The sequence below is a fragment of the Bacillus alkalicellulosilyticus genome (assembly GCF_002019795.1).
GTDB classification, from domain to species: Bacteria; Bacillota; Bacilli; order Bacillales; family Bacillaceae_F; genus Bacillus_AO; species Bacillus_AO alkalicellulosilyticum.
Genome location: NZ_KV917381.1, coordinates 3,657,451 through 3,679,211 on the forward strand (window position 1 = coordinate 3,657,451; position 21,761 = coordinate 3,679,211).

The following is a 21,761-nucleotide window of genomic DNA, read 5'->3' on the forward strand; positions in this document are numbered from 1 at the left end:
CACCCTCGAAGTATTGTCGATTCAAGACACGAAATAGTCATCCATTCATCGCAGTACCTCTTGTATAGTAACCCCACTCGTATCTTGTACAATTTTATCTTATTGACTTTCCTTTGTCTAATATCAGAGCTAAATCGAAGTAGCTGGTGAGTGAAGCGATTGACTTGCAGGTATCACTTCTTCATTTTCTATTTCTGATACTAGCGTATGCTCTAATACTTCTTCAAACGTTTCAACCGAAATGATTTCAATTCCATCGATTGATTGAAGAATCGCTTGTTCATTTTCCTTAGGGATGACCACCTTAGTAGCTCCTGCATCCCTTGCTGCTTCAATTTTAGCAACAACTCCACCAATTGGTTTTACTGTACCATGAATGCTTAGTTCTCCGGTCATCGCTACTTTATTATCTATTTTAATATTGTTAATTGCTGAATAGATTCCTGTTGCAATCGCTATCCCTGCAGATGGACCGTCAACAGGTGTTCCACCTGGAAAGTTCACATGGATATCATAGTCAGCAGTGGCTAGTCCATTTTTACGTAATACTGTAACGACATTTTCGACGGAGCCTTTTGCCATACTCTTTCGTCGAATCGAACGAGATTGATTTCCTGTACTTTCTTCCTCTGCTATCCCAGTGATGTTGATTTGACCTTTGCCCTTACTAACGGCTAAGACATTCACTTCAATTTCCATAACAGCCCCCATATTAGGACCATACACAGCTAGACCGTTTATTAAACCTACTTTTGGTTCTTTGTGTATTTTTCGTTCAGGTCTTGGACTTAGTTGACTAGAATGAATAACCCACTCTACATCAGCATTGCTAATCTCTGTTCGTCCTTCTGCAGTAGCAACCCCAGCCGCAATTTGAACGGTATTGACAGCTTCACGACCATTTGTAGCATACTTCGAAATTCGTTCTAATGCTCCTTCTTCTACTGTGAAATCCATCTTTTTTACCGACTTCTCGGCGATTGAAATGATTTCATCTTGTGTTAAAGAGCGAAAGTATACTTCTAGGCAACGAGACCTAATCGCAGGCGGAATTTCTTGAGGTGTTCTTGTCGTTGCTCCAATTAACCTGAAATCGGCTGGTAATCCATTTTGAAATATTTCATGAATATGTCTTGGAATTTGCGGATTTTCTTCATTGTAATAGGCACTTTCTAAAAATACTTTGCGGTCCTCAAGTACTTTAAGTAACTTATTTAATTGGATTGAATGCAATTCACCAATTTCATCAATAAACAAAACTCCACCATGAGCTTTCGTCACAGCCCCTTGCTTCGGTTGTGGAATCCCTGCTTGTCCCATTGCACCCGCTCCTTGATAGATTGGGTCATGGACTGAACCAATCAATGGGTCAGCTATTCCTCTTTCATCAAAGCGTGCCGTTGTTCCGTCTAATTCAACGAAAGTAGCATCATGACGGAATGGGGTCCTAGCATTCTTTTTTGCTTCTTGTAAAACAAGTCTTGCTGCTGCTGTTTTCCCAACACCAGGTGGACCATAAATAATCACATGTTGTGGATTCGGACCACAAAGTGCAGCACGCAATGTTCGAATCCCCTCTTGCTGACCAACAATTTCATCAAAACTTGATGGTCTTACTTTTTCTGATAGAGGCTCACTTAGTTGAATGGCCTTCATCTTACGTAGCTGTTCCATTTCTTTTCTAGACTCTTTGTCGACAGACACTTTTTGTGTACGCTGACTTTTAAGTAAGTTCCAGAAGTAAATTCCGATAATAGTCCCAAATACTAATTGAATCAGTAACGCTACTCCAGTCCAATTCATAGATATCCCCCTAGACGTTTGGTTGTCATTTTCTTTTAGTATCTCCGAGAACATCATGAGTAAACAAAAAATCCCTAACCAACATCATGTCAGTTAGGGATATTATGGAAATTAATTATGCACTTTCTTTTGGTTCTTTTTTATTAAGCTTAATCTCAGTACCATCCTCAGTTGTCAAAAGAGGTGCCTCGTTATTCAATACACTTTCTTTTGTAATCGTACATTTAACAACATCTTCTCGTGATGGTAGATCGAACATTACATCAAGCATAATGCTTTCAATGATAGAGCGAAGACCACGAGCCCCTGTTTTTCGCTCAATTGCTTTTTTCGCGATTTCTAGAAGTGCTTCTTCTGTAAAGTCTAACTCTACTTCATCCATCTCTAAAAGCTTTTTATATTGCTTCACAAGTGCATTTTTTGGTGCTGTTAAAATTTCAACTAACGCTTCTTCATCTAATGGCTCTAAGCTTGAGATAACCGGTAGTCTTCCAATGAATTCTGGAATAAGTCCAAAACGAAGTAAATCTTCTGGAAGTACTTTTGATAAGTATTCACCTGGTTTTAAATCCTCTTGCTTATTATCTGAACCAAACCCAATTACTTTCTTACCAAGGCGACGTTTGATAATTTGTTCAATTCCATCAAACGCTCCCCCACAAATAAAGAGTATGTTAGTTGTATCAATTTGAATGAATTCTTGATGCGGGTGTTTTCTTCCGCCTTGAGGTGGTACACTCGCTGTTGTTCCTTCAAGAATTTTAAGTAAAGCTTGCTGTACCCCTTCACCTGAAACATCTCGAGTAATCGAAGGATTTTCAGATTTACGAGCGACTTTGTCAATTTCATCAATATAAATGATTCCTTTTTCAGCTTTCTCCACATCATAGTCAGCTGCTTGAATTAATTTTAAGAGGATATTTTCAACGTCTTCCCCTACATAGCCAGCCTCAGTTAATGAGGTCGCATCTGCAATGGCAAAAGGAACATTTAAAATACGTGCAAGCGTCTGGGCCAGCAATGTTTTACCACTACCTGTAGGACCAATTAATGCGATGTTACTTTTCGCTAACTCCACATCTTCTGCTTTGCTTAACGAATTGATACGCTTGTAATGGTTATATACAGCAACTGCTAATGATTTCTTCGCCGTATCTTGACCGATTACGTAATCATCAAGTATTTCTCGAATTTCGTTTGGCTTCGGAATCTCTTGAAACTCTACTTCTTCCTCAGTCCCTAATTCTTCCTCGACAATTTCAGTACACAACTCAATGCATTCATCACATATATATACACCAGGTCCTGCAACCAGTTTTCTAACTTGGTCTTGTGTTTTCCCACAAAAAGAACATTTCAATTGTCCTTTTTCATCGTTAAATTTAAACATTGAATCACCCCTAACTAGATTGTACCACGATGGCTAAGCAATTAAAAAATATAACCTTCTGGGAAGGGTATGGAAAAAAGAAAAGTTGTTTGAATTTTAAAGCTATGTATTGCATTTTATCATAATCTCTTTCAATTACGGTAACACTTCGCCTTGTGTATGTAATTTTTTTCTAAACACTATGAATGTCTTTCTATTATGGACTGCCCTGCAGAGTTGTATATAACTTACTCTATTCAAGATCTTAGTAAAAAACTCCTCTTCTTTTCCATGAGCATTAATTATTTTTCTTTTGCCTAGCATCGGTCTTCTACTCATATTGTTCAACTATAGAGTAATTCATACTTCAAATCCTGAAAAAAGAGGTTGCACTAAGAGCTTTCCTTTAAAAATGTCGAACTGAAAAACCTCATTTGTATAAAACAAGGCCCGAATAATCGAGCCTTGTCTCTTATGTTTGCTTATGCAGTTGTTTTGCTACTTTCTAAAAGTAAGTCAACAGCTTTTTGAACTTTTAAGTCTTGTTTAATTCCTTCAATGCCGCCTTGAGCTTGGAATAACTGCTTAAGCTCGTCTACTGGACGGTTATACATTTCAGATAATTTAGCTAGTTCTTGCTCAACATCTTCGTCAGATACTTCAACATTTTCAGCTTCTGCAATCGCTTCAAGTGTTAAGTTCACACGTACACGCTTCTCAGCATCTGCTTTAAATTGCTCACGCATACCTTCTTCATCAGTACCTGAGAACTGATAGTACATATCAAGGCTCATACCTTGATACTGTAGACGTTGGCCAAACTCCTGAAGCATTCTATCAACTTCAGTTGCAACCATAGCTTCTGGGATATCAACCGTTGCGTTTTCTGCAGCTTTTTCAACAACTGCGTCACGACGTTGGTGATCTGCTTGGTGCTCTTTATCTTTTTGAAGCTTGTCTTTTAATTCAGCCTTCAAAGCTTCTAATGAATCAACGTTTTCATTCACATCTTTAGCGAAATCGTCATTAAGCTCAGGTAACTCTTTACGCTTGATATCATGAATTTTTACTTTAAATGTAGCAGGTTTACCCGCTAGGTTTTCTGCATGGTATTCTTCTGGGAAAGAAACTTCAACATCTTTTTCATCTCCAGATTTAAGACCAATTAATTGCTCTTCAAATCCAGGAATGAATTGACCAGAACCGATTTCTAACGCATGGTTTTGTGCAGCTCCGCCTTCAAATGCTTCACCATCAACAAATCCTTCGAAATCAATAACAGCCGTATCTCCTGTTTCTACTGTTCCCTCTTCTAATACAACTAGCTCAGCATTTTTTTCTTGTAATTGCTTAAGCTCGTTTTCAACATCTTCATCAGTCACAGTTGTATCAACTGCTTCAATTTCAAGTCCTTTGTACTCGCCTAATTGTACTTCTGGCTTAACAGTAACTGTCGCTTTGTAAATTAGGTTTGAGCCTTTTTCCATTTTTTCGATGTCGATGTCAGGACGATCCACTGGTTCAATACCTGTTTCATCAATAGCGCTAGCATAAGATGGTGGCAATAAAATATCTAATGCATCTTGATATAAAGACTCTACTCCAAAACGTTGTTCAAAAAGAGAACGAGGAATTTTTCCTTTACGGAACCCCGGAATGTTTACTTTTTGACTTACTTTTTTAAATGCTTGTTCTAGTGCGTCGTTTACTTTATCAGCCTCTACTTCAACTGTAAGGACACCTTGATTTCCTTCTAATTTTTCCCATTTGGCACTCATTTTTACTTTCCCTCCAACTTTCAATTACGTATTTCCGCTGTATTTCCACGATTGACAACCATTTAATTATAACCATAATGGTTTATCATTTCAATTATTAATAGTTTCAGTTTGAAAAATGCTAGTCAAATAAAGCGGTATGTAAAAGTTTCTTAATTTTTATTCATTATGTATGTTACCGGCCTAAATTATTCATTTGCACGTCTTGAAATACATTTTGTTCAATATCACTAATTTCATTTGATTTTTCTAACATCTCAAATACAGAGACTTGATAGCGATTGGCTATCTCTAATTCGTCAAAATCAAAGCCTTGTCCTTCCAATCCAACAATGTGAACCGCAGCCGCCCAGAGCCTCTCATCTTCTGGTATCGGGATTAATGGGTAAACCGCAAATAAGTAATGCCACCACAAATGCAAAACAGTCTCGAGTAAACTCGGATTGTCATGTTCTAATTCGGCAATAATTCTTTTTTCTACCTGTTGACCGAACTCTTGGGTATACACATTTTTTACGTTTGTCGGAACAACAGTCACCGTTTGCCCTTGTTTACTTATTTCAATCGGTTCATTAATCTGTAAATCAGAAAGAAGCTGAAGAACAACACTTTTTAAAATTAAGTCATGGTCATCCACTAAAAACTTTTTTAAAGCGGTAATGACGATAGGATGCTTACTCTTGCTTAGCAGTTGTATCGCTTTCCATTGTTTCGTACGGTCTTCATTCTCAAGCAAATGCAGTAACTCTTGCGGTGGTTCTTGCTCCTCTAAATGTGGCGGTTGCTCGAATTCGAGGTTTATACCATCCCCTATCATTTGCCTGCTGAAGTGAAGCCACTGATAAAACGATTCAGCCACATTGGACGGAAGCTGTTCCTCCGACAGCACAGCCTCTAACATGATAACAACTTCCTCGTAATTACTAAGCTGAAATAAGATTGAGATATGTACTTGTAATATTTCATAGTAATTTCCGATATCTTCATGAAGCATTTCTTTGCTCTTTTCAGCGGCTTCCTCTAGCATGCCTAACTCAATATAAGAGAGAACTTCTCCAAACCTTCCTTTCGAATGATTCGGTTCAAGTTCTAATGCTTCTTGAAAAAAACGTAACGCTTCTTCAAACTTTTTTGCTTTTAACGATGCCATTCCTTTATCAACCAGTTTTAACACAAGCCCTGGAAAAAGAACGACATTGTCTTTTTTCTGGTTTTGGTCGTTACACATTGAACCCGCTCCGTTCTTCTTGTAACCTCAACAATGCTACCTTAATTTCACCTTTTGACTAGTTTATCAGGTCATCACTAAAAAAACAACGGAGAAACAGAGATGATTTAGGTTGATGCGGTAGTGAATGTTGTTAGTTTGAGCTATTACGAGTTCGGTTGCGTTGGTGGCGGTTCTTATGAACGACCTTTTACTGCGCTTTTCTTCTCGTTGGGGCGTTCATTCGCGCGATGAACGACCTTTTGTTGCGCTTTTCCTCTCGTTGGGGCGTTCATTCGTGCGATGAACGACTTTTTGTTGCGCTTTTCCTCTCGTTGGGGCGTTCATCGACGGGATGAACGACTTTTTGTTGCGCTTTTCCTCTCGTTGGGGCGTTCATCGACGGGATGAACGACTTTTTGTTGCGCTTTTCCTCTCGTTGGGGCGTTCATCGACGGGATGAACGACTTTTTGCTGCGCTTTTCCTCTCGTTGGGGCGTTCATCGACGGGAGAACGACTTTTTGTTGCGCTTTTCCTCTCGTTGGGGCGTTCATCGACGGGAGAACGACCTTTTTGTTTGGCCTTGCAACTTCATTGCTCAGTCTCTTCCTCAAAAGAAAAAGGCCGAGTCAATTCGACTCAGCCTTTGCTTTAGCTTATGCTTGTGCTTTTTCGTATTCAGTGATTTTCTCTTCGTAACGTAATGTTAATCCGATTTCATCCCAGCCATTTAAAAGCATTTCTTTCCAGTATGCATCGATTTCGAAAGTTGCTTCAAAACCATTTGTATCTGTGATTTTTTGTTCTTTCAAATCTACAGTGATTTCATAAACATCTTTATCAGCGTTTTCAATTAACTCGTATACTTTGTTTTCGTCTAAACGAATAGGTAGGATACCGTTTTTCACACAGTTGTTATAAAAGATATCCGCAAAGCTTGGAGAAATGATGACTTGGAAGCCGTAATCCTTTAATGCCCACGGAGCATGTTCACGTGATGATCCACAACCAAAATTGTGGTCAGCTACTAAAATTGTAGCGCCTTGGTTATGCTTTTGGTTTAATTCAAATTCTGGATTGTCCGTGCCATCTGCATTGAATCTCCAGTCAAAGAATAAAAACTGTCCAAAACCCGTACGCTCGACGCGTTTTAAAAATTGCTTTGGAATAATTTGATCTGTATCTACGTTTACGCGGTTCATGCCCGCTACTTTACCAGTGTGTACTACGATTGGTTCCATTATATTCACCTTCCTTAGATTGTCTATTAAACGTTAGCTTTATCGAAAGTTCTTACATCAACAAACTTACCAGTTACAGCAGCACCAACTGCCATTGCAGGGCTGACAAGGTGAGTTCTTGACCCTTTACCTTGACGACCTTCAAAGTTACGGTTTGAAGTCGATGCACATCTTTCACCTTCAGGGATAAAGTCAGGGTTCATACTTAAGCACATTGAACATCCTGATTCACGCCATTCAAATCCTGCTTCGATAAAGATTTTGTCTAATCCTTCTTCTTCGGCACGGAGTTTTACTTTTTGAGAACCTGGTACAACAATCGCACGAACTCCTTCTGCTACTTTACGACCTTTTGCTACAGCTGCTGCTGCACGAAGGTCACTAATACGAGAGTTTGTACAAGAACCAATGAATACGTGCTGAACCGCAACGTCAGTCATTTTCATTCCTGACTCAAGACCCATATATTCAAGAGATTGAGTAATTGCTTTTCGCTCTGTTTGTGTTTTTCCATCTTCAGGGAATGGAATTGTATCATTAATACGAATTCCTTGAGCTGGGTTTGTTCCCCAAGTTACCATCGGTTGAATTTCAGATGTATCGATCGTCACTACGCGGTCATATTCTGCACCTTCGTCAGAAGCAAGAGCTTTCCACTCTTCCACTTTCTTTTCGAATTCTGCACCACTTGCAACATATTCTCTTCCTTCTAAGTAATCAAACGTTACTTGGTCAGGAGAGATTAATCCAGCTTTGGCACCAGCTTCAATTGACATGTTACAGATTGTCATACGCTCTTCCATTGTCATTCCACGGATCGCTTCACCTGTAAATTCAATAACTGAACCTGTTCCAAAATCCACACCAAACTTAGAAATAATCGCTAGGATAACGTCTTTTGCTGTGATTCCAGTAGCAAGACGACCTGTTACTCGTACTTCTAACGTTTTTGGTTTTGATTGCCATAATGTTTGTGTAGCTAATACGTGTTCTACTTCACTTGTTCCGATACCAAATGCAAGGGCACCAAACGCACCGTGAGTTGATGTATGGCTATCTCCACAAACGATTGTTTTTCCAGGTTGAGTTAATCCTAACTCAGGTCCAATAACGTGAACGATACCATTGTCAGGGCTGTTTAAGTCAGCTACTGTAATGCCAAACTCATCACAGTTATTTTTTAATGTTTCCATTTGTTTCTTAGCAATTTCATCTGTAATGTTATAACGGTTTAGTGTTGGGACGTTGTGGTCCATTGTTGCAAATGTTAAGTCCGGGCGACGAACTTTACGGTTTGAAAGACGTAATCCCTCAAATGCTTGAGGTGATGTTACTTCATGAACCATTTGTAAATCGATGTACAAAAGGGTTGGTTTACCTGCCTCATCTAAGACCGTATGTTTATCCCAAATTTTCTCAATAATCGTTTTTGCGCTCATTTTCTCCTCTTCCCCACTTTCATTCTTAAGCTTGTAGTTTAGTTTTTCACCGCTTGTAATTCTTCGATAGCCTCAAGAACTTTGGCCGTCATTTCAGTTGTAGACAACGTAGCCTCTCCCGGGTTACTGATGTCTCCTGTACGATGACCATCGTTTAATACTTTACTAATGGCAGCATCAATGAGATCTGCTTCTTCTACCATTCCAAACGAATATTTAAGCATCATTGCCGTTGATGCAATGGTTGCTAATGGATTCGCTTTGTTTTGACCTGCAATATCAGGTGCTGAACCGTGAATTGGTTCATATAATCCAGGACCACCACTTCCGATACTAGCAGAAGGTAACATTCCTAATGAACCAGTTAACATAGATGCTTCATCACTTAAAATATCACCAAACATATTTTCAGTTACGACTACATCAAATTGCTTCGGGTTACGAATTAATTGCATCGCTGCATTATCAACTAACATGTGCTCTAGTTCGATGTCTGGATAATCTTTGCCTACTTCTATGGCAACTTCTCTCCATAGTCTACTAGATTCAAGAACGTTTGCTTTATCGACAGACGTTACTTTTTGACGACGAACTTTTGCAAGTTCAAATCCTTGTCTCATGATTCGCTCAATTTCGCTGCGAGAATAAATCATTGTATCTAGTGCTGCTTCTTCTCCGTTTACTTGGCGACGCTCACTTGGCTCTCCAAAATAAAGGCCTCCAGTAAGTTCACGAACGATCATTAAATCTACTCCGTTAATGACTTCACTTTTAAGTGTAGAAGAACCAGTTAAGCTTTCATGTGCTGTTACAGGACGTAGGTTAGCAAAAAGGTTTAACTCTTTACGGATTCCTAAAAGTCCTTTTTCAGGGCGCATATGTCCAGGAAGTGTATCCCATTTCGGTCCACCCACAGCTCCTAAAAGAACTCCGTCGCTTTGTTTACAAAGTCTAACTGTTTCTTCTGGAAGTGGTGTGTTTTCTTCATCAATCGCTACTCCACCAAGTTTGGCATACGTATATTCAAATTCGTGGTTATAATGCTTTGCAACGCTGTTTAATACCTCGATTGCTGATTGGACAACTTCTGGTCCAATTCCGTCACCAGGTAATACTGTGATTTTTTTGTTCATGGTTCCCTTCCTTCCTACCCACATATAGTTCAGATGACTCAATTGTTTCTTCTCTATTTTAGTACACACTGAGCCTTCTGTATCGATCCAGTTTTTTCTTTTAGTTATTATTTGAATTATTCAGACTAAAAAAGGTAAACAACACTATCACTATCGATAGCTTGACTATCTAAGGGGTACATGAATTCATGCCCCCTTAAGACACTCAAGAATTGTTTACGATTAGCCGTTCAATTATTTACCTACAACGCCTCTTTTTGATTTTACGAAAGGCATCATTTCACGAAGCTCACGACCTACAACTTCGATTGGATGTTGTTTTTCTCTTTCGTTAATTGCAGTGAACTCAGGACGGTTTGCTTGGTTTTCAAGAATCCAACCTTTAGCAAATTTACCTGTTTGGATGTCATCAAGGATTTTTCTCATTGCATTTTTCGTATCTTCCGTTACAACTTGAGGTCCAGCTACGAAATCTCCCCATTGAGCTGTATCAGAGATTGAATAACGCATTGTTTCTAATCCACCTTCATACATAAGGTCAACGATTAATTTTAATTCATGTAAGCACTCGAAGTAAGCAACTTCTGGTTGGTAACCAGCTTCTACTAACGTTTCGAAACCAGCTTTTACTAATGCAGCAGTTCCTCCACATAATACAGCTTGCTCACCGAAAAGATCTGTTTCTGTTTCTTCTTGGAATGTCGTTTCAAGTACACCCGCACGAGCAGATCCGATTTGTTTTGCATATGCTAAAGCAAGGTCTTTTGCTTGGCCTGTAGCATCTTGATATACAGCGATAAGTCCTGGTACTCCAGCACCTTCTTCAAAAGTACGGCGAACTAAGTGTCCTGGTCCTTTTGGAGCTGCTAAAAACACGTCTACGTCAGTTGGAGGAACGATTTGGTTGAAATGTACGTTGAAACCATGAGCAAATACTAATGCTTTACCAGCAGAAAGTTCAGGTTTGATTGACTCGTTGTACACTTTTGGTTGGTGCTCATCTGGAAGTAAGATCATGATAACTTGAGCTTTTGCAGCAGCTTCACGAACGTTTAATACTTCAAAACCGTCATTTGCAGCTTGGTCCCATGATTTACCTGGGCGAAGACCTACTACTACGTCTACTCCACTTTCGCGAAGGTTTAATGCGTGTGCATGTCCTTGTGAACCATATCCAATGATTGCAACTGTTTTACCTTGTAATAAACCTTCGTTAATATCTCCGTTATAATATACTTTAGCCATAATAAAATCTCTCCTTAGTTTAAATGAATTATATATTAACTGAATAAGTTAATTAATTAGTGTAATACGATTAGGGTCAATAATCGATTTTTTCGTGCCACGTTTAAATGCTGTAATTCCTGTTCGTGCAATTTCTTGAATGCCATAAGGACGAACCAAGTCAATTAGGGCTTCCACTTTATCGTGTTCTCCAGTTATTTGAATAGTCATATTTTCACGACCAACATCAATAATTGATGCACGGAATGGATTCACTAGTGCTGCAATTTCTCCGCGTTGCTGAGCTGTTACATTGATTTTCACCAAGGCCAGCTCTCTAGCTACAATCGCTTCATCGGTAATGTCTTTAACTTTTAACACATCTACCTGCTTGTTTAATTGCTTAATGACTTGCTCGATGTTACGTTCACTATCAACGATAACGACAAATGTCATTCTTGATACAGCAGGATTTTCTGTAACACCTACAGTAATGCTTTCTATATTAAAATTCCTTCTAGCAAATAAACCTGTAATTCGGTTTAATACACCAGATTGATTATTAACTAGCGCTGTGATTGTTCGTTTCATGGCTTAATACCCTCCATCTCATGATGACCTTTACCTGGAGAAATCATCGGATAGACATTTTCTATCTGAGTAACACGGAAATCCATAACAACTGGACCATCGTGAGCCATGGCTTCTGCTAAAGCAGCTTTTACATCTTCTGTTTTTTCCACTTTCATGGCCTTAATGTCATAAGCTTCTGCTAGTTTAACAAAATTAGGCTGTGTGTTAAAGACAGAATTTGAATATCTTTCTTCATAAAACAATTGCTGCCACTGACGAACCATACCTAACGCTTCGTTATTTACAATAATAACTTTTACAGGTAGATTCAAATCTTGTAAAATCGATAGCTCTTGTAATGTCATTTGGAAACCAGCATCTCCTAATACAGCGACAACTGGACTATTCGGTTCAGCCACTTGGGCACCGATAGCTGCAGGGAATCCAAAGCCCATTGTTCCAAGTCCACCAGATGTTACCCAACGGTTTGGTTTATTAAATTTATAGTATTGAGCAGTCCACATTTGATGCTGACCAACGTCAGTCGTAACAATGGCTTCTCCGTTCGTTACTTCATAAATCGCTTCAATTAGAAGCTGTGGCTTAATTCGTTCGCCTTCATTTTTATACCAAAGAGGATATTCCTCTTTTAGCTTTTTCAAATCGGCTCTCCATACACTTGATTCACTTGGTGTTCCTTGCTCATCAATTAACATCGCTAGTGCTTGACGAGAATCTCCAACGATTGGAATGTGTGTTTCAACATTTTTTCCGATTTCAGCAGGGTCAATATCAATATGAGCCACTTTCGCATTTGGAGCAAAGAAAGCTAAATTCCCAGTTAATCGGTCATCAAATCTAGCACCGATATTAATTAACAAGTCTGTCTCATGTAAAGCCATGTTTGCCACGTATGTTCCGTGCATTCCGGCCATACCTAGGTTCATCTCGTGCTCACCAGGGAAGCACCCAAGTCCAAGTAATGTATTCACTACTGGAATGTTTTGTTGTTCTACAAAAGCTAATAACTCATCATATGCTTTACCGTGTAACACTCCAGCACCAGCTAAAATAACTGGTTTTTTCGATTCCGTAATCGCTTCTGATAATTTACGGATTTGGTGTTTATTCGGCATGATTGTTGGTTGATAGCCTGGTAAATTAATTTCAATATCATAATTAAAGATTCCTGTTTCAACAGAAACGTCTTTTGGTAAATCAATTAATACTGGGCCTGGTCGACCTGTTGTAGCAATATGAAAAGCTTCCTTCACGATACGTGGCAGCTCTTCTACTGTACGAGCTTGGAAACTATGTTTTGTAATTGGCATGGTCATTCCAATCATATCGGCTTCTTGGAATGCATCTGTACCAATGAGATTCGAAGCAACCTGACCGCTAATAACGACTAAAGGTAAAGAATCCATCATAGCATCTGCAATACCTGTGACAACATTCGTTGCCCCTGGCCCTGATGTGACTACACACACACCAGGCTTACCTGATACTCTCGCATAGCCTTCTGCAGCATGGACAGCACCTTGTTCATGTCGAGCTAGGATATGACGGATACCTGTTTTGTAAATCTCGTCATAGGTTGGTAAAATAGCTCCACCCGGATATCCGAAGATTACTTCAACGCCTTCTTTTGCAAGGGCTTTAATCAACATGCTAGAACCTGATACTTTTTCTATTTTAGTTTCTTGCATTTGTGTTTGTTGTCTCAACTTGGTACTCACGTTTTTTCCTCCTTTTTACCAGTTGGAGCTTCATGGTAAATGATTTTTCCACTTCTTTTTATATTCTTCTCTCTAATAACAATCAGCGTAATAGGAAGAAAAGTATTTCCCCTATATACTTTACTTCAAAATGGAACTCATTGAAATAAAAAAATCTTTCCACCCCCCAGATAAGAGACTAATTTTGTCTCATAGCAAGGGGCGAAAAGATTACTTTCCACGGTACCACCCTTATTCTTGATATCCTTTCAGATACCAACTCACGAACGATAAATCGTTCAATTTTAATAACGAGTGTAATAAACACCCGACCAACCCTACTTGCATTGCGTTCAGATTGGCACTCAGAGGCGAGTTCATCAATGGCAGCAAGACCGTGTCTCAGCACTCACGGTTCTCTGTACATGCTAGACCAAAGACTACTTTTCCTCTTCACCGTTTTTTATATTTATTTAGTATACCATATAATTATATTTTCATTATACCACCAGTATTGGCAGATGTGACTAATTTTGAATATCTTGCCAAATAGCCCTTTTTCACTTTAGGCTCTGGCTCAACCCAACCTTCACTACGTTTTGCTAACTCTTCATCTGAAACATCAAGATGAATTGTTCGCTTAGGTAAATCAATAATGATTTTATCTCCATTATTTACAAATGCGATTGGTCCACCTTCTGCAGCTTCCGGAGAAATGTGACCGATTGAAATCCCTCGTGAAGCTCCTGAGAAACGTCCATCAGTTATAAGTGCCACCTTCGTTCCAAGTCCTCTTCCCATAATAGCTGAAGTAGGAGCAAGCATTTCAGGCATTCCTGGACCACCCTTTGGTCCTTCTGTTCGGATAACAACGACATGTCCTTCACGAACTGAACCATTGTTAATTCCTTCAATTGCTTCATCTTGAGATTCAAAGACGATAGCTTCACCTTCAAATACTTTAATTGAAGGGTCAACTGCACCGACTTTGATAACTCCACCATCTGGAGCAAGGTTACCAAAAAGAATAGAAAGTCCGCCAACTGGGCTATACGCATTATCTTTTCGTCTGATGACATCATCATTCAAGATTTGTGCGTCTTTTACATTTTCATATAAGCTTTTACCTGTAATCGTAATTCTATCTTTATGAACAGCGCCAATTTCACATAATTCTTTAATAATGGCACTGACACCACCAGCTTTGTGTACATCATCCATTGAATAATCAGAAGCAGGACTAATTTTACTTAAATAAGGAACTCGTTCTGCCACTTCATTTATACGATTTAAATCATATTCAATTTCAGCTTCATTTGCAATTGCTAGAGTGTGAAGGACTGTGTTAGTTGATCCTCCCATAGCCATATCTAGAGCAAATGCATCATCAATCGTATCTTTTGTTACAATGTCACGTGGACGAATGTCTTTTTCAACTAAATTCATTAGGTGCTTAGCTGCATCATAAATCAACTTATGACGGTCTGTTGATGTTGCAACTAAGGTTCCGTTTCCTGGAAGTGCTAATCCAAGCATTTCCATTAATGAGTTCATGGAGTTTGCTGTAAACATTCCAGAACATGAACCACATGTAGGACATGCACTTTGTTCGATTTCCAGTAGTTCTTCACGGCTCATTTTCCCTGAAGAAAATGCACCGACACCTTCAAATACAGATACTAATGATAATGGTTTTCCGTCTTTTGTACGACCTGCTTCCATTGGACCTCCTGAAACGAAAACAGATGGTACATTGGTTCTAACAGAAGCCATTAGCATTCCCGGTGTAATTTTGTCACAGTTTGGAATAAAGAAAACTCCGTCAAACCAGTGAGCGTTAATTACCGTTTCAGCAGCATCACAGATAATTTCACGACTTGGTAGAGAATATCTCATCCCGATATGTCCCATGGCAATTCCATCGTCTACACCAATCGTATTAAATTCAAATGGAATTCCGCCCGCTTCACGAATTGCTTGCTTTGCCACTTCCGCAAATTTGTTTAAATGCATGTGACCTGGAATAATATCAATATACGAATTACAAACACCGATAAACGGTTTATCCATATCTTCGTCTTTTACTCCAGCTGCGCGCAATAGACTTCTATGTGGCGCACGATCAATCCCCTTTTTAATCATATCACTTCTCATTTTTTATCTCTCTCCTAGCTTTACTTCTTATATATTTCTATTGTATTTATGTATAGCTTGTTTTCTTTTTCGAATTTTGCGACTTTTGTTTTCAAAAAAGTACGAATTCTTTAGAAAATATACACGAAAAGTTTTATTGTTTGGACTTTATAATACTCGCAATATCGTTGATGGTCAACCACTTTCACTAAAATTTTTCGACTATTTTGATTACATTTTTTCATGAATCCGCTTACATCCACATGGTATAAGGAAACCCGATATTCTGAGTGTATGCTGTTATATTTTTGTTAATTTTTCTAAAAATGTAATAGTTTTAGTGGAAGTTGAGAAATATAAGCAGGGTGATGAAAATGAAGATACTTCAATGGAAGAAAATTAAACTTCGAAACGTAAAATTGAAAATACCTGTGTTATCTTTCAACAATCAAAAAAGAGCAAAACTTGTGCCGGTATCCATTGAACCACACAAGTGCACAACCGAAAGTGAAAAAGCGTTATACGAGGCGTTACTAGAAAGAAATTTCTATGTAACCCCAAAGCACAAATGTGGAAAGTTTACAATTAACCTTGCATTAATTCCTTTTCAAGTCGCTTTAATTGAAGAAAGCCAAGCTCAAAAAACTAAGCTTGAAAAAACGTTACTAAAACAAGGTTGGGAAGTCATCTATTATCAAAATGAACAAATCACAAACAACCTATACGACGTACTCTCCCAAATCAACAACACCATCAACAAAAACAGATCCGTGTCTATATAACAGGGTTCACAAAAGGCGTATTTCCTTTTGTGAACCCTGTTTATTATGTGCGGAGCCGATGCTTCTTTTAGAGGGAAGAAGTGGTTTTCTTCTTCTCGCGCATCGTGCGGAGCCATCACCACAAAAGGCGTATTTCCTTTTGTGGTGGCTGTTTGCCGTGCGGAGGAGGTGCATCTTTTTAAAAAGAAGACGCGCTTTTCTTCTTCTCGCGCACCGTCCGAAGCCCGCTCACAAATAGTTGTGGTTCTAATGTATTTTATACCAATTGGTTGAGGTGGAGAAAGTTTTTCGGACTCACTTCACTTGCTTTCACCTCGGGCTGTCCGTATCCAGTTTGATAACAGCATTGGGTAGAAATCGCAAAACAAAAACAGAATAAAAAAAGCAACAGCCGAATAATTCGACTACTGCTTTGGTTATGTATAGCTATATGGCGTCCCAGGAGAGATTCGAACTCCCGACCGACGGCTTAGAAGGCCGTTGCTCTATCCTGCTGAGCTACTGGGACAAAAACTTTAATGTTGTCCGTCGTCATTTTAGAAAAATGGAGCGGGTGATGGGAATCGAACCCACTACATCAGCTTGGAAGGCTGAGGTTTTACCAGTAAACTACACCCGCACGTTCCTTAAATAACGAACATTTATTATCATAAATCATTTAAGGAACAATGTCAACATTTCATCAAAACTTTTTTCTTGCATAAATTTTCCTCATGTCTTTTACTTCATTACCACCACGTTCAAAGAAGCGTACAGTAATTTGTTCATCCACTTCACATATGCAGTATGTCTGTTCTTTTCGTCCTCTTGGAAGCCGTATACTTCCTGGATTAATATAGATAACCCCATTTTCTTCAAACGATGTTGCGACGTGAGAATGACCGAAACAAGCAACGGTAGCCCCTACCTCTTCTGCACGGTAACTTAATGGAACATGAGTCATTTTCACATTATATAAATGACCGTGTGTAATATAAAAGGTAACTCCACTGACAGTCTCAATGATATCCTCAGCAAAGTCGGCGTAATCACAATTCCCTTTTACAACCTTTATACCTTGTAATTCTGGTGATTTTTTTTCTAATTCTGAATCTCCACAGTGAAAAATGATATCAACGGAATCTTTATGACGTGAGATAATGTCAGCAATCTCCTTTTTCCACCCATGGCTATCACTTAAAACCAATGCTTTCATTCCTCACACCCCTACCCGAATATCATTTCCCATTGTTCATTCATTTTTTCTAGAGCTTTTGCTCGGTGACTAATCTTGTTTTTTTCTTCAGCACTCATTTGCGCCATTGTCTTTTGATGACTTGGGATGTACATGATAGGGTCATACCCAAATCCATTTTCCCCGATCGGTTCCTTCGTTATGACTCCACTACATGTTCCTTCAAAAACTTTCGATTGCCCATTAGGAGATGCGATGGCAATCGCACAGTGAAAATGAGCCGTTCTATCTTCATTCTTAACCTGTCCTAATTTATCTAGCACTTTTTTTACGTTTTCATTATCGTCCTTTGCCTCACCAGCATATCTCGCGGAATACACCCCCGGTTCTCCACCCAAGGCATCTACTGATAAACCCGAATCATCGGCAATGGCAGGTTTTTGAAAGAGCTCAGCCATTGCTTTTGCTTTAATTAACGCATTTTCAGCAAAAGTTACTCCTGTCTCTTCAATTTCTGGTATTTTTGGATAATCAAATAATGAAAGCACTCGAAAGCCTTTTGGTTGTAAAATGGCTTCAAATTCTTTGACTTTCCCTTTGTTTTTAGTAGCAACAAGCAAATCTTGCATTACTGGTCAGCTCTCTTTTTTTCTAATTTTTCTACTGTAGATTGTCCCAATACTTGCTTTTGGATCGATATCAACTCTTGAATACCACCTTCAGCCAAAGTAAGTAACGTATCTAATTGTGCTCTTGAAAAAGTCGCTTCTTCACCTGTCCCTTGAAGCTCAACGAACTCTCCACTGCCTGTCATCACAACATTCATATCGACGTCAGCTCTTGCATCCTCTATGTAACACAAATCCAGAACTTCACCCAGTTTTGGATCCACTCCTACCGATACAGCAGCTAAGTAATCGCGGACTGGTAGTACTTTTAAAATTTTTCTTTCTATGTATTTCTCTAAAGCCATAACCATGGCAACATAAGCTCCTGTAATTGAGGCTGTTCGAGTTCCACCATCCGCTTGGATGACATCACAATCTATCCAAACTGTACGCTCACCTAGTTTCTCTAAATCAATGACGGTACGAAGCGCCCGACCAATTAATCGTTGAATTTCCATTGTACGGCCACTTACTTTTCCTTTTGAGGATTCTCTTATGTTTCGTTGCTCTGTTGCTCGTGGTAGCATCGAATATTCAGCTGCAATCCACCCTTTTCCTTGGTTACGCATAAATGGTGGGACTCTTTCTTCAATGCTAGCTGTACAAATGACTTTCGTGTTCCCTACTGATATTAAAACGGATCCTTCGGGATGCACTAAATAATTAGGGATGATTTCAATTGGTCTTAATTCATTCGCTGCTCTATTGTCTACTCTCATTGTTTCCTCCTATGACATAGTTCAATTGTTGTTTCTAGTTTCATGATGGCAGAAAAAAGGCAGCTTTATGCTGCCTTTTCAAATTATATCAAATCATTCTAGGATATCCTAAAGTTGAGTTGATTTTTTTAAAATTTTTCTGCATTGACCAAGTTCGGTCGGGATACCGGCTCAGCTAACGTTTCTCCAGAAGCTTTTAAGATTTCACTCATTCCGTCTACTTTAATAGAAACTTGCTCCACTCCATTTTGCTCCGTTAAAGAGAGCACAATCATATTTAAGACATCGTTTGAAATGGCAGTTCCTTCAAGTTGACTTAATATTGCTTCATTAAAATTAAGTGTGACAACCCCATTTTCATATAGAGGCTCATCAACCAATTCAACACCTTGTCTAAAATCAGTCAGTAGCTTTGTGTGAACGGATGGTCCATTTAATAGTTGTTGTACCACTTCTTTTACATTATCGTTTCCGTTATTCTCGACTCTTCTTGTAACTGGGACATAGTACTCGTTGTCCCCATTTTGAGCAAGGAAGTAAAGCGTTACTCCCTTACTATTAACGACGTCAACGACATCATTTGTCTCTAAGTTAATCCCGTTGGCCCGACTAAACCCTTCGACACCAATAGGCGTGTTGTTTACAGGCATTGTTTCTTGGTCATATCCATTAATTCTGATTTTTACGCTATTAACATTTTCAAATTGTGTAATCGTCCATGTAATGGCTTGAAGAATTTTCAACTCTTCTTCTGGTTGATAGTTCGTAAATTCCTCTGAAAAATCAGCAATCGCAATTCCATCTTCATTTAGGTGTACATCAATTTCAGTTCCAGCAGGCAGAACAGCTCTAAAACCATTTGGTAGTAAGTTCGTAATTGGACCGTCAGCTACTAGATATTCTAGAGACTGACGAATAGCACCTTCTGTTCTTGGAAGTTCAAAAGTTTGTGGTACGACTAACCCATTTTCATCAATTAAATATAACTCTCTTGTTATCGTATCTGTTGTACCCTCTACCTCTGTTTCCACTTCGGTTTCAGTAGACTCCTCTTCAAAACCTAAGGAATCTCCTTCATCTACGTATGTGACGGGCGGAGCATCCATTTCTTTCATAACGTCTTCAGTCGTGGAGCATCCAGTAATAACAAGAGTGAAAAGCATTAGAATTGGCACCCCAGTTTTTAAATATTTGCGCATTCTTTTCCCTCCTAGATGGTTTGTACTAATATATATACGAGCTCCCACCAAAAATAGACCAAGGTTTTAGAAAAACTTAGGTTGGCTCCAGATTTACTTGATACAGGAAGGTTTTTTTGTAATTTCTCTTATAACAACTGAGAGCACCCCTCGGAGACAACCTTTAGTTTTTCTTATCTCTTTTCGCGTCACCATCTATCCCCGGAGAAAATGGGTCCATCTAGAAATGCCTTAGCATTTCTTCTTTTCTTTTTCGGAGGGCTTTGAAAAAAAGTGAGAGCACCCCTCGGCGACAACCTTTAGTTTTTCTTATCTCTTTTCGCGTCACCATCTATCCCCGGAGAAAATGGGTCCATCTAGAAATGCCTTAGCATTTCTTCTTTTCTTTTTCGGAGGGCTTTGAAAAACTTAGGTTGGCGCCAAATTTACATAATACAGGAAGGTTTTTTTGTAATTTCTCTTATAACAACTGAGAGCACCCCTCGGCGACAACCTTTAGTTTTTCTTACCTCTCTTCGTGTCACCACTTAGCCCCGGAGAAAATGGGTCCATCACGAAATGCCTTAGCATTTCTCCCTTTCTTTTTCGGAGTGTGCAGAAAAACATAAATTGACGACAGATTTACTTGATACAGGAAGGTTTTTTTGTAATTTCTCTTATAAAAACTGAGAGCACCCCTCGGCGACAACCTTTAGTTTTTCTTGCACACCATTCTGAATTAAAAAAGAGCTAATCTGCATCGATTAGCCCTTACTGGATGTACTAGGTTAATGTAATTGATTCAACCGTGGTAGCTTTAATTTCAAGCCACGAATTCGCGATATCCCGAAAAACTTCTTGGTTTCCAGTTGTAAAGTATAAATGTTTTGGTTCTCTTTCATCCGTAAACAATAGATTATTAAAATACAATAGAGTACTAACTTCTCTTGCTGTTTCATCCCCTGAACTTATTAGCATGATTTCATCACCGACGACTTCCTGAATACATGAACGGAGTAAAGGATAATGAGTACACCCTAATATAAGGACATCATATTCTTTATTCATTAGCGGTTGCAAAGATTGCGTCACAACATCAAGTGCCTCTTCTCCATCAAAGACGCCACGTTCAACTAATGGAACAAACCTTGGGCAAGCTAAGCTCTCAACGATAACGTTACTATTGATGCTTTTTAAGGCTTTTTCATAAGCGTTACTATTTATTGTCCCTGTTGTACCTATGACAGCCACATTGTCTTTTCTGGTCATTTTAAGTGCTGAAATCGCTCCTGGATGGACAACGCCAACGACAGGAATGGAAAGTTTCAATTTCACTTCATCTAACACGACAGCTGTTGCCGTGTTGCACGCAATTACAAGCATCTTTATATCATATTCTAGTAGTTTATTAATCATTTGCCATGTGAATTCTCTTACTTCATCACTTGGTCTTGGACCATAAGGACACCTTGCTGTATCACCAATATAAATAATTTGTTCCTTTGGGAGTTGGCGCATGATTTCACTAGCAACCGTAAGACCTCCAAGGCCAGAATCAATAACTCCAATTGGTCTGTTCAATAGTTCTCCCTCAATTTCTTTGATAATCTGTGTTGTTCGT

At 39.0% G+C, this 21,761-nt stretch carries 17 protein-coding genes, 2 tRNA genes and 1 other annotated feature; of the genes, 1 reads left to right on the plus strand and 18 read right to left on the minus strand.

The annotated features are described in order from the left end of the window. Positions 1 to 129: 129 nt before the first annotated feature. The 11 genes from lonB to ilvD form a co-directional block, all read right to left on the minus strand. Positions 130 to 1,803, minus strand: coding sequence for an ATP-dependent protease LonB (gene lonB, locus BK585_RS18375; RefSeq protein ID WP_078555394.1), 1,674 nt, complete (start codon positions 1,801 to 1,803; stop codon positions 130 to 132). 115 nt (positions 1,804 to 1,918) lie between these two features. After that, positions 1,919 to 3,193: an ATP-dependent protease ATP-binding subunit ClpX gene (clpX, locus tag BK585_RS18380; protein WP_078555395.1), complete on the minus strand. Its 1,275-nt coding sequence runs from the start codon at positions 3,191 to 3,193 to the stop codon at positions 1,919 to 1,921. A gap of 461 nt (positions 3,194 to 3,654) precedes the next feature. After that, the gene (gene tig, locus BK585_RS18385; protein ID WP_078555396.1) at positions 3,655 to 4,950 is read right to left on the minus strand and encodes a trigger factor; all 1,296 of its coding nucleotides are present in this window, start codon (positions 4,948 to 4,950) and stop codon (positions 3,655 to 3,657) included. 175 nt (positions 4,951 to 5,125) lie between these two features. Next, entirely contained in the window at positions 5,126 to 6,178 is a 1,053-nt protein-coding gene (locus BK585_RS18390) for a tetratricopeptide repeat protein (protein ID WP_078555397.1), read from the minus strand. 636 nt (positions 6,179 to 6,814) lie between these two features. Continuing rightward, positions 6,815 to 7,399 (minus strand): 3-isopropylmalate dehydratase small subunit, encoded by a 585-nt coding sequence (gene leuD / locus BK585_RS18395; RefSeq protein ID WP_078555398.1) that lies wholly within the window; start codon positions 7,397 to 7,399, stop codon positions 6,815 to 6,817. A 26-nt stretch (positions 7,400 to 7,425) separates the two neighbouring features. After that, complete coding sequence (gene leuC / locus BK585_RS18400; RefSeq protein ID WP_078555399.1) at positions 7,426 to 8,838, minus strand: 3-isopropylmalate dehydratase large subunit; 1,413 nt, start codon at positions 8,836 to 8,838, stop codon at positions 7,426 to 7,428. Positions 8,839 to 8,876: 38 nt separating this feature from the next. After that, positions 8,877 to 9,971, minus strand: a complete 1,095-nt coding sequence (gene leuB, locus BK585_RS18405; protein WP_078555400.1) for a 3-isopropylmalate dehydrogenase — start codon at positions 9,969 to 9,971, stop codon at positions 8,877 to 8,879. Positions 9,972 to 10,205: 234 nt separating this feature from the next. Then, positions 10,206 to 11,216: a ketol-acid reductoisomerase gene (gene ilvC, locus BK585_RS18410; protein WP_078555401.1), complete on the minus strand. Its 1,011-nt coding sequence runs from the start codon at positions 11,214 to 11,216 to the stop codon at positions 10,206 to 10,208. Between the two features lie 48 nt (positions 11,217 to 11,264). Then, the gene (ilvN, locus tag BK585_RS18415; RefSeq protein ID WP_078555402.1) at positions 11,265 to 11,786 is read right to left on the minus strand and encodes an acetolactate synthase small subunit; all 522 of its coding nucleotides are present in this window, start codon (positions 11,784 to 11,786) and stop codon (positions 11,265 to 11,267) included. Then, positions 11,783 to 13,477, minus strand: coding sequence for an acetolactate synthase large subunit (ilvB, locus tag BK585_RS18420; protein WP_078556900.1), 1,695 nt, complete (start codon positions 13,475 to 13,477; stop codon positions 11,783 to 11,785). Before ilvB ends, ilvN begins: the two co-directional genes overlap by 4 nt. Positions 13,478 to 13,701: 224 nt before the next feature. After that, positions 13,702 to 13,952, minus strand: a binding site (T-box leader). A gap of 23 nt (positions 13,953 to 13,975) precedes the next feature. Next, positions 13,976 to 15,640 (minus strand): dihydroxy-acid dehydratase, encoded by a 1,665-nt coding sequence (gene ilvD / locus BK585_RS18425; protein WP_078555403.1) that lies wholly within the window; start codon positions 15,638 to 15,640, stop codon positions 13,976 to 13,978. A 353-nt stretch (positions 15,641 to 15,993) separates the two neighbouring features. Here ilvD and BK585_RS18430 point away from each other — a divergent pair, with 353 nt between their 5' ends. Next, positions 15,994 to 16,401 carry a hypothetical protein gene (locus tag BK585_RS18430; RefSeq protein WP_078555404.1) on the plus strand — a complete coding sequence of 136 codons (408 nt, stop codon included), beginning with the start codon at positions 15,994 to 15,996 and terminating at the stop codon, positions 16,399 to 16,401. 431 nt (positions 16,402 to 16,832) lie between these two features. Here the strand turns inward: BK585_RS18430 and BK585_RS18435 are convergent. The 7 genes from BK585_RS18435 to racE all read right to left on the minus strand — a co-directional run bounded on the left by BK585_RS18435 (position 16,833) and on the right by racE (position 21,721). After that, positions 16,833 to 16,909 (minus strand) — tRNA-Arg (locus tag BK585_RS18435). A 37-nt stretch (positions 16,910 to 16,946) separates the two neighbouring features. Then, a tRNA-Gly gene (locus BK585_RS18440) sits at positions 16,947 to 17,020 on the minus strand. Positions 17,021 to 17,083: 63 nt separating this feature from the next. After that, the gene (locus tag BK585_RS18445) at positions 17,084 to 17,596 is read right to left on the minus strand and encodes a metallophosphoesterase family protein (protein ID WP_078555405.1); all 513 of its coding nucleotides are present in this window, start codon (positions 17,594 to 17,596) and stop codon (positions 17,084 to 17,086) included. Between the two features lie 11 nt (positions 17,597 to 17,607). Then, the gene (locus BK585_RS18450) at positions 17,608 to 18,204 is read right to left on the minus strand and encodes an XTP/dITP diphosphatase (RefSeq protein WP_078555406.1); all 597 of its coding nucleotides are present in this window, start codon (positions 18,202 to 18,204) and stop codon (positions 17,608 to 17,610) included. Next, the gene (rph, locus tag BK585_RS18455; RefSeq protein WP_078555407.1) at positions 18,204 to 18,962 is read right to left on the minus strand and encodes a ribonuclease PH; all 759 of its coding nucleotides are present in this window, start codon (positions 18,960 to 18,962) and stop codon (positions 18,204 to 18,206) included. The genes BK585_RS18450 and rph overlap by 1 nt, the downstream gene beginning before the upstream one ends. Before the next feature lie 128 nt (positions 18,963 to 19,090). Further along, positions 19,091 to 20,161, minus strand: coding sequence for a GerMN domain-containing protein (locus BK585_RS18460; RefSeq protein ID WP_078555408.1), 1,071 nt, complete (start codon positions 20,159 to 20,161; stop codon positions 19,091 to 19,093). Between the two features lie 762 nt (positions 20,162 to 20,923). After that, complete coding sequence (gene racE, locus BK585_RS18465) at positions 20,924 to 21,721, minus strand: glutamate racemase (protein ID WP_078555409.1); 798 nt, start codon at positions 21,719 to 21,721, stop codon at positions 20,924 to 20,926. Between the last annotated feature and the right edge of the window lie 40 nt (positions 21,722 to 21,761).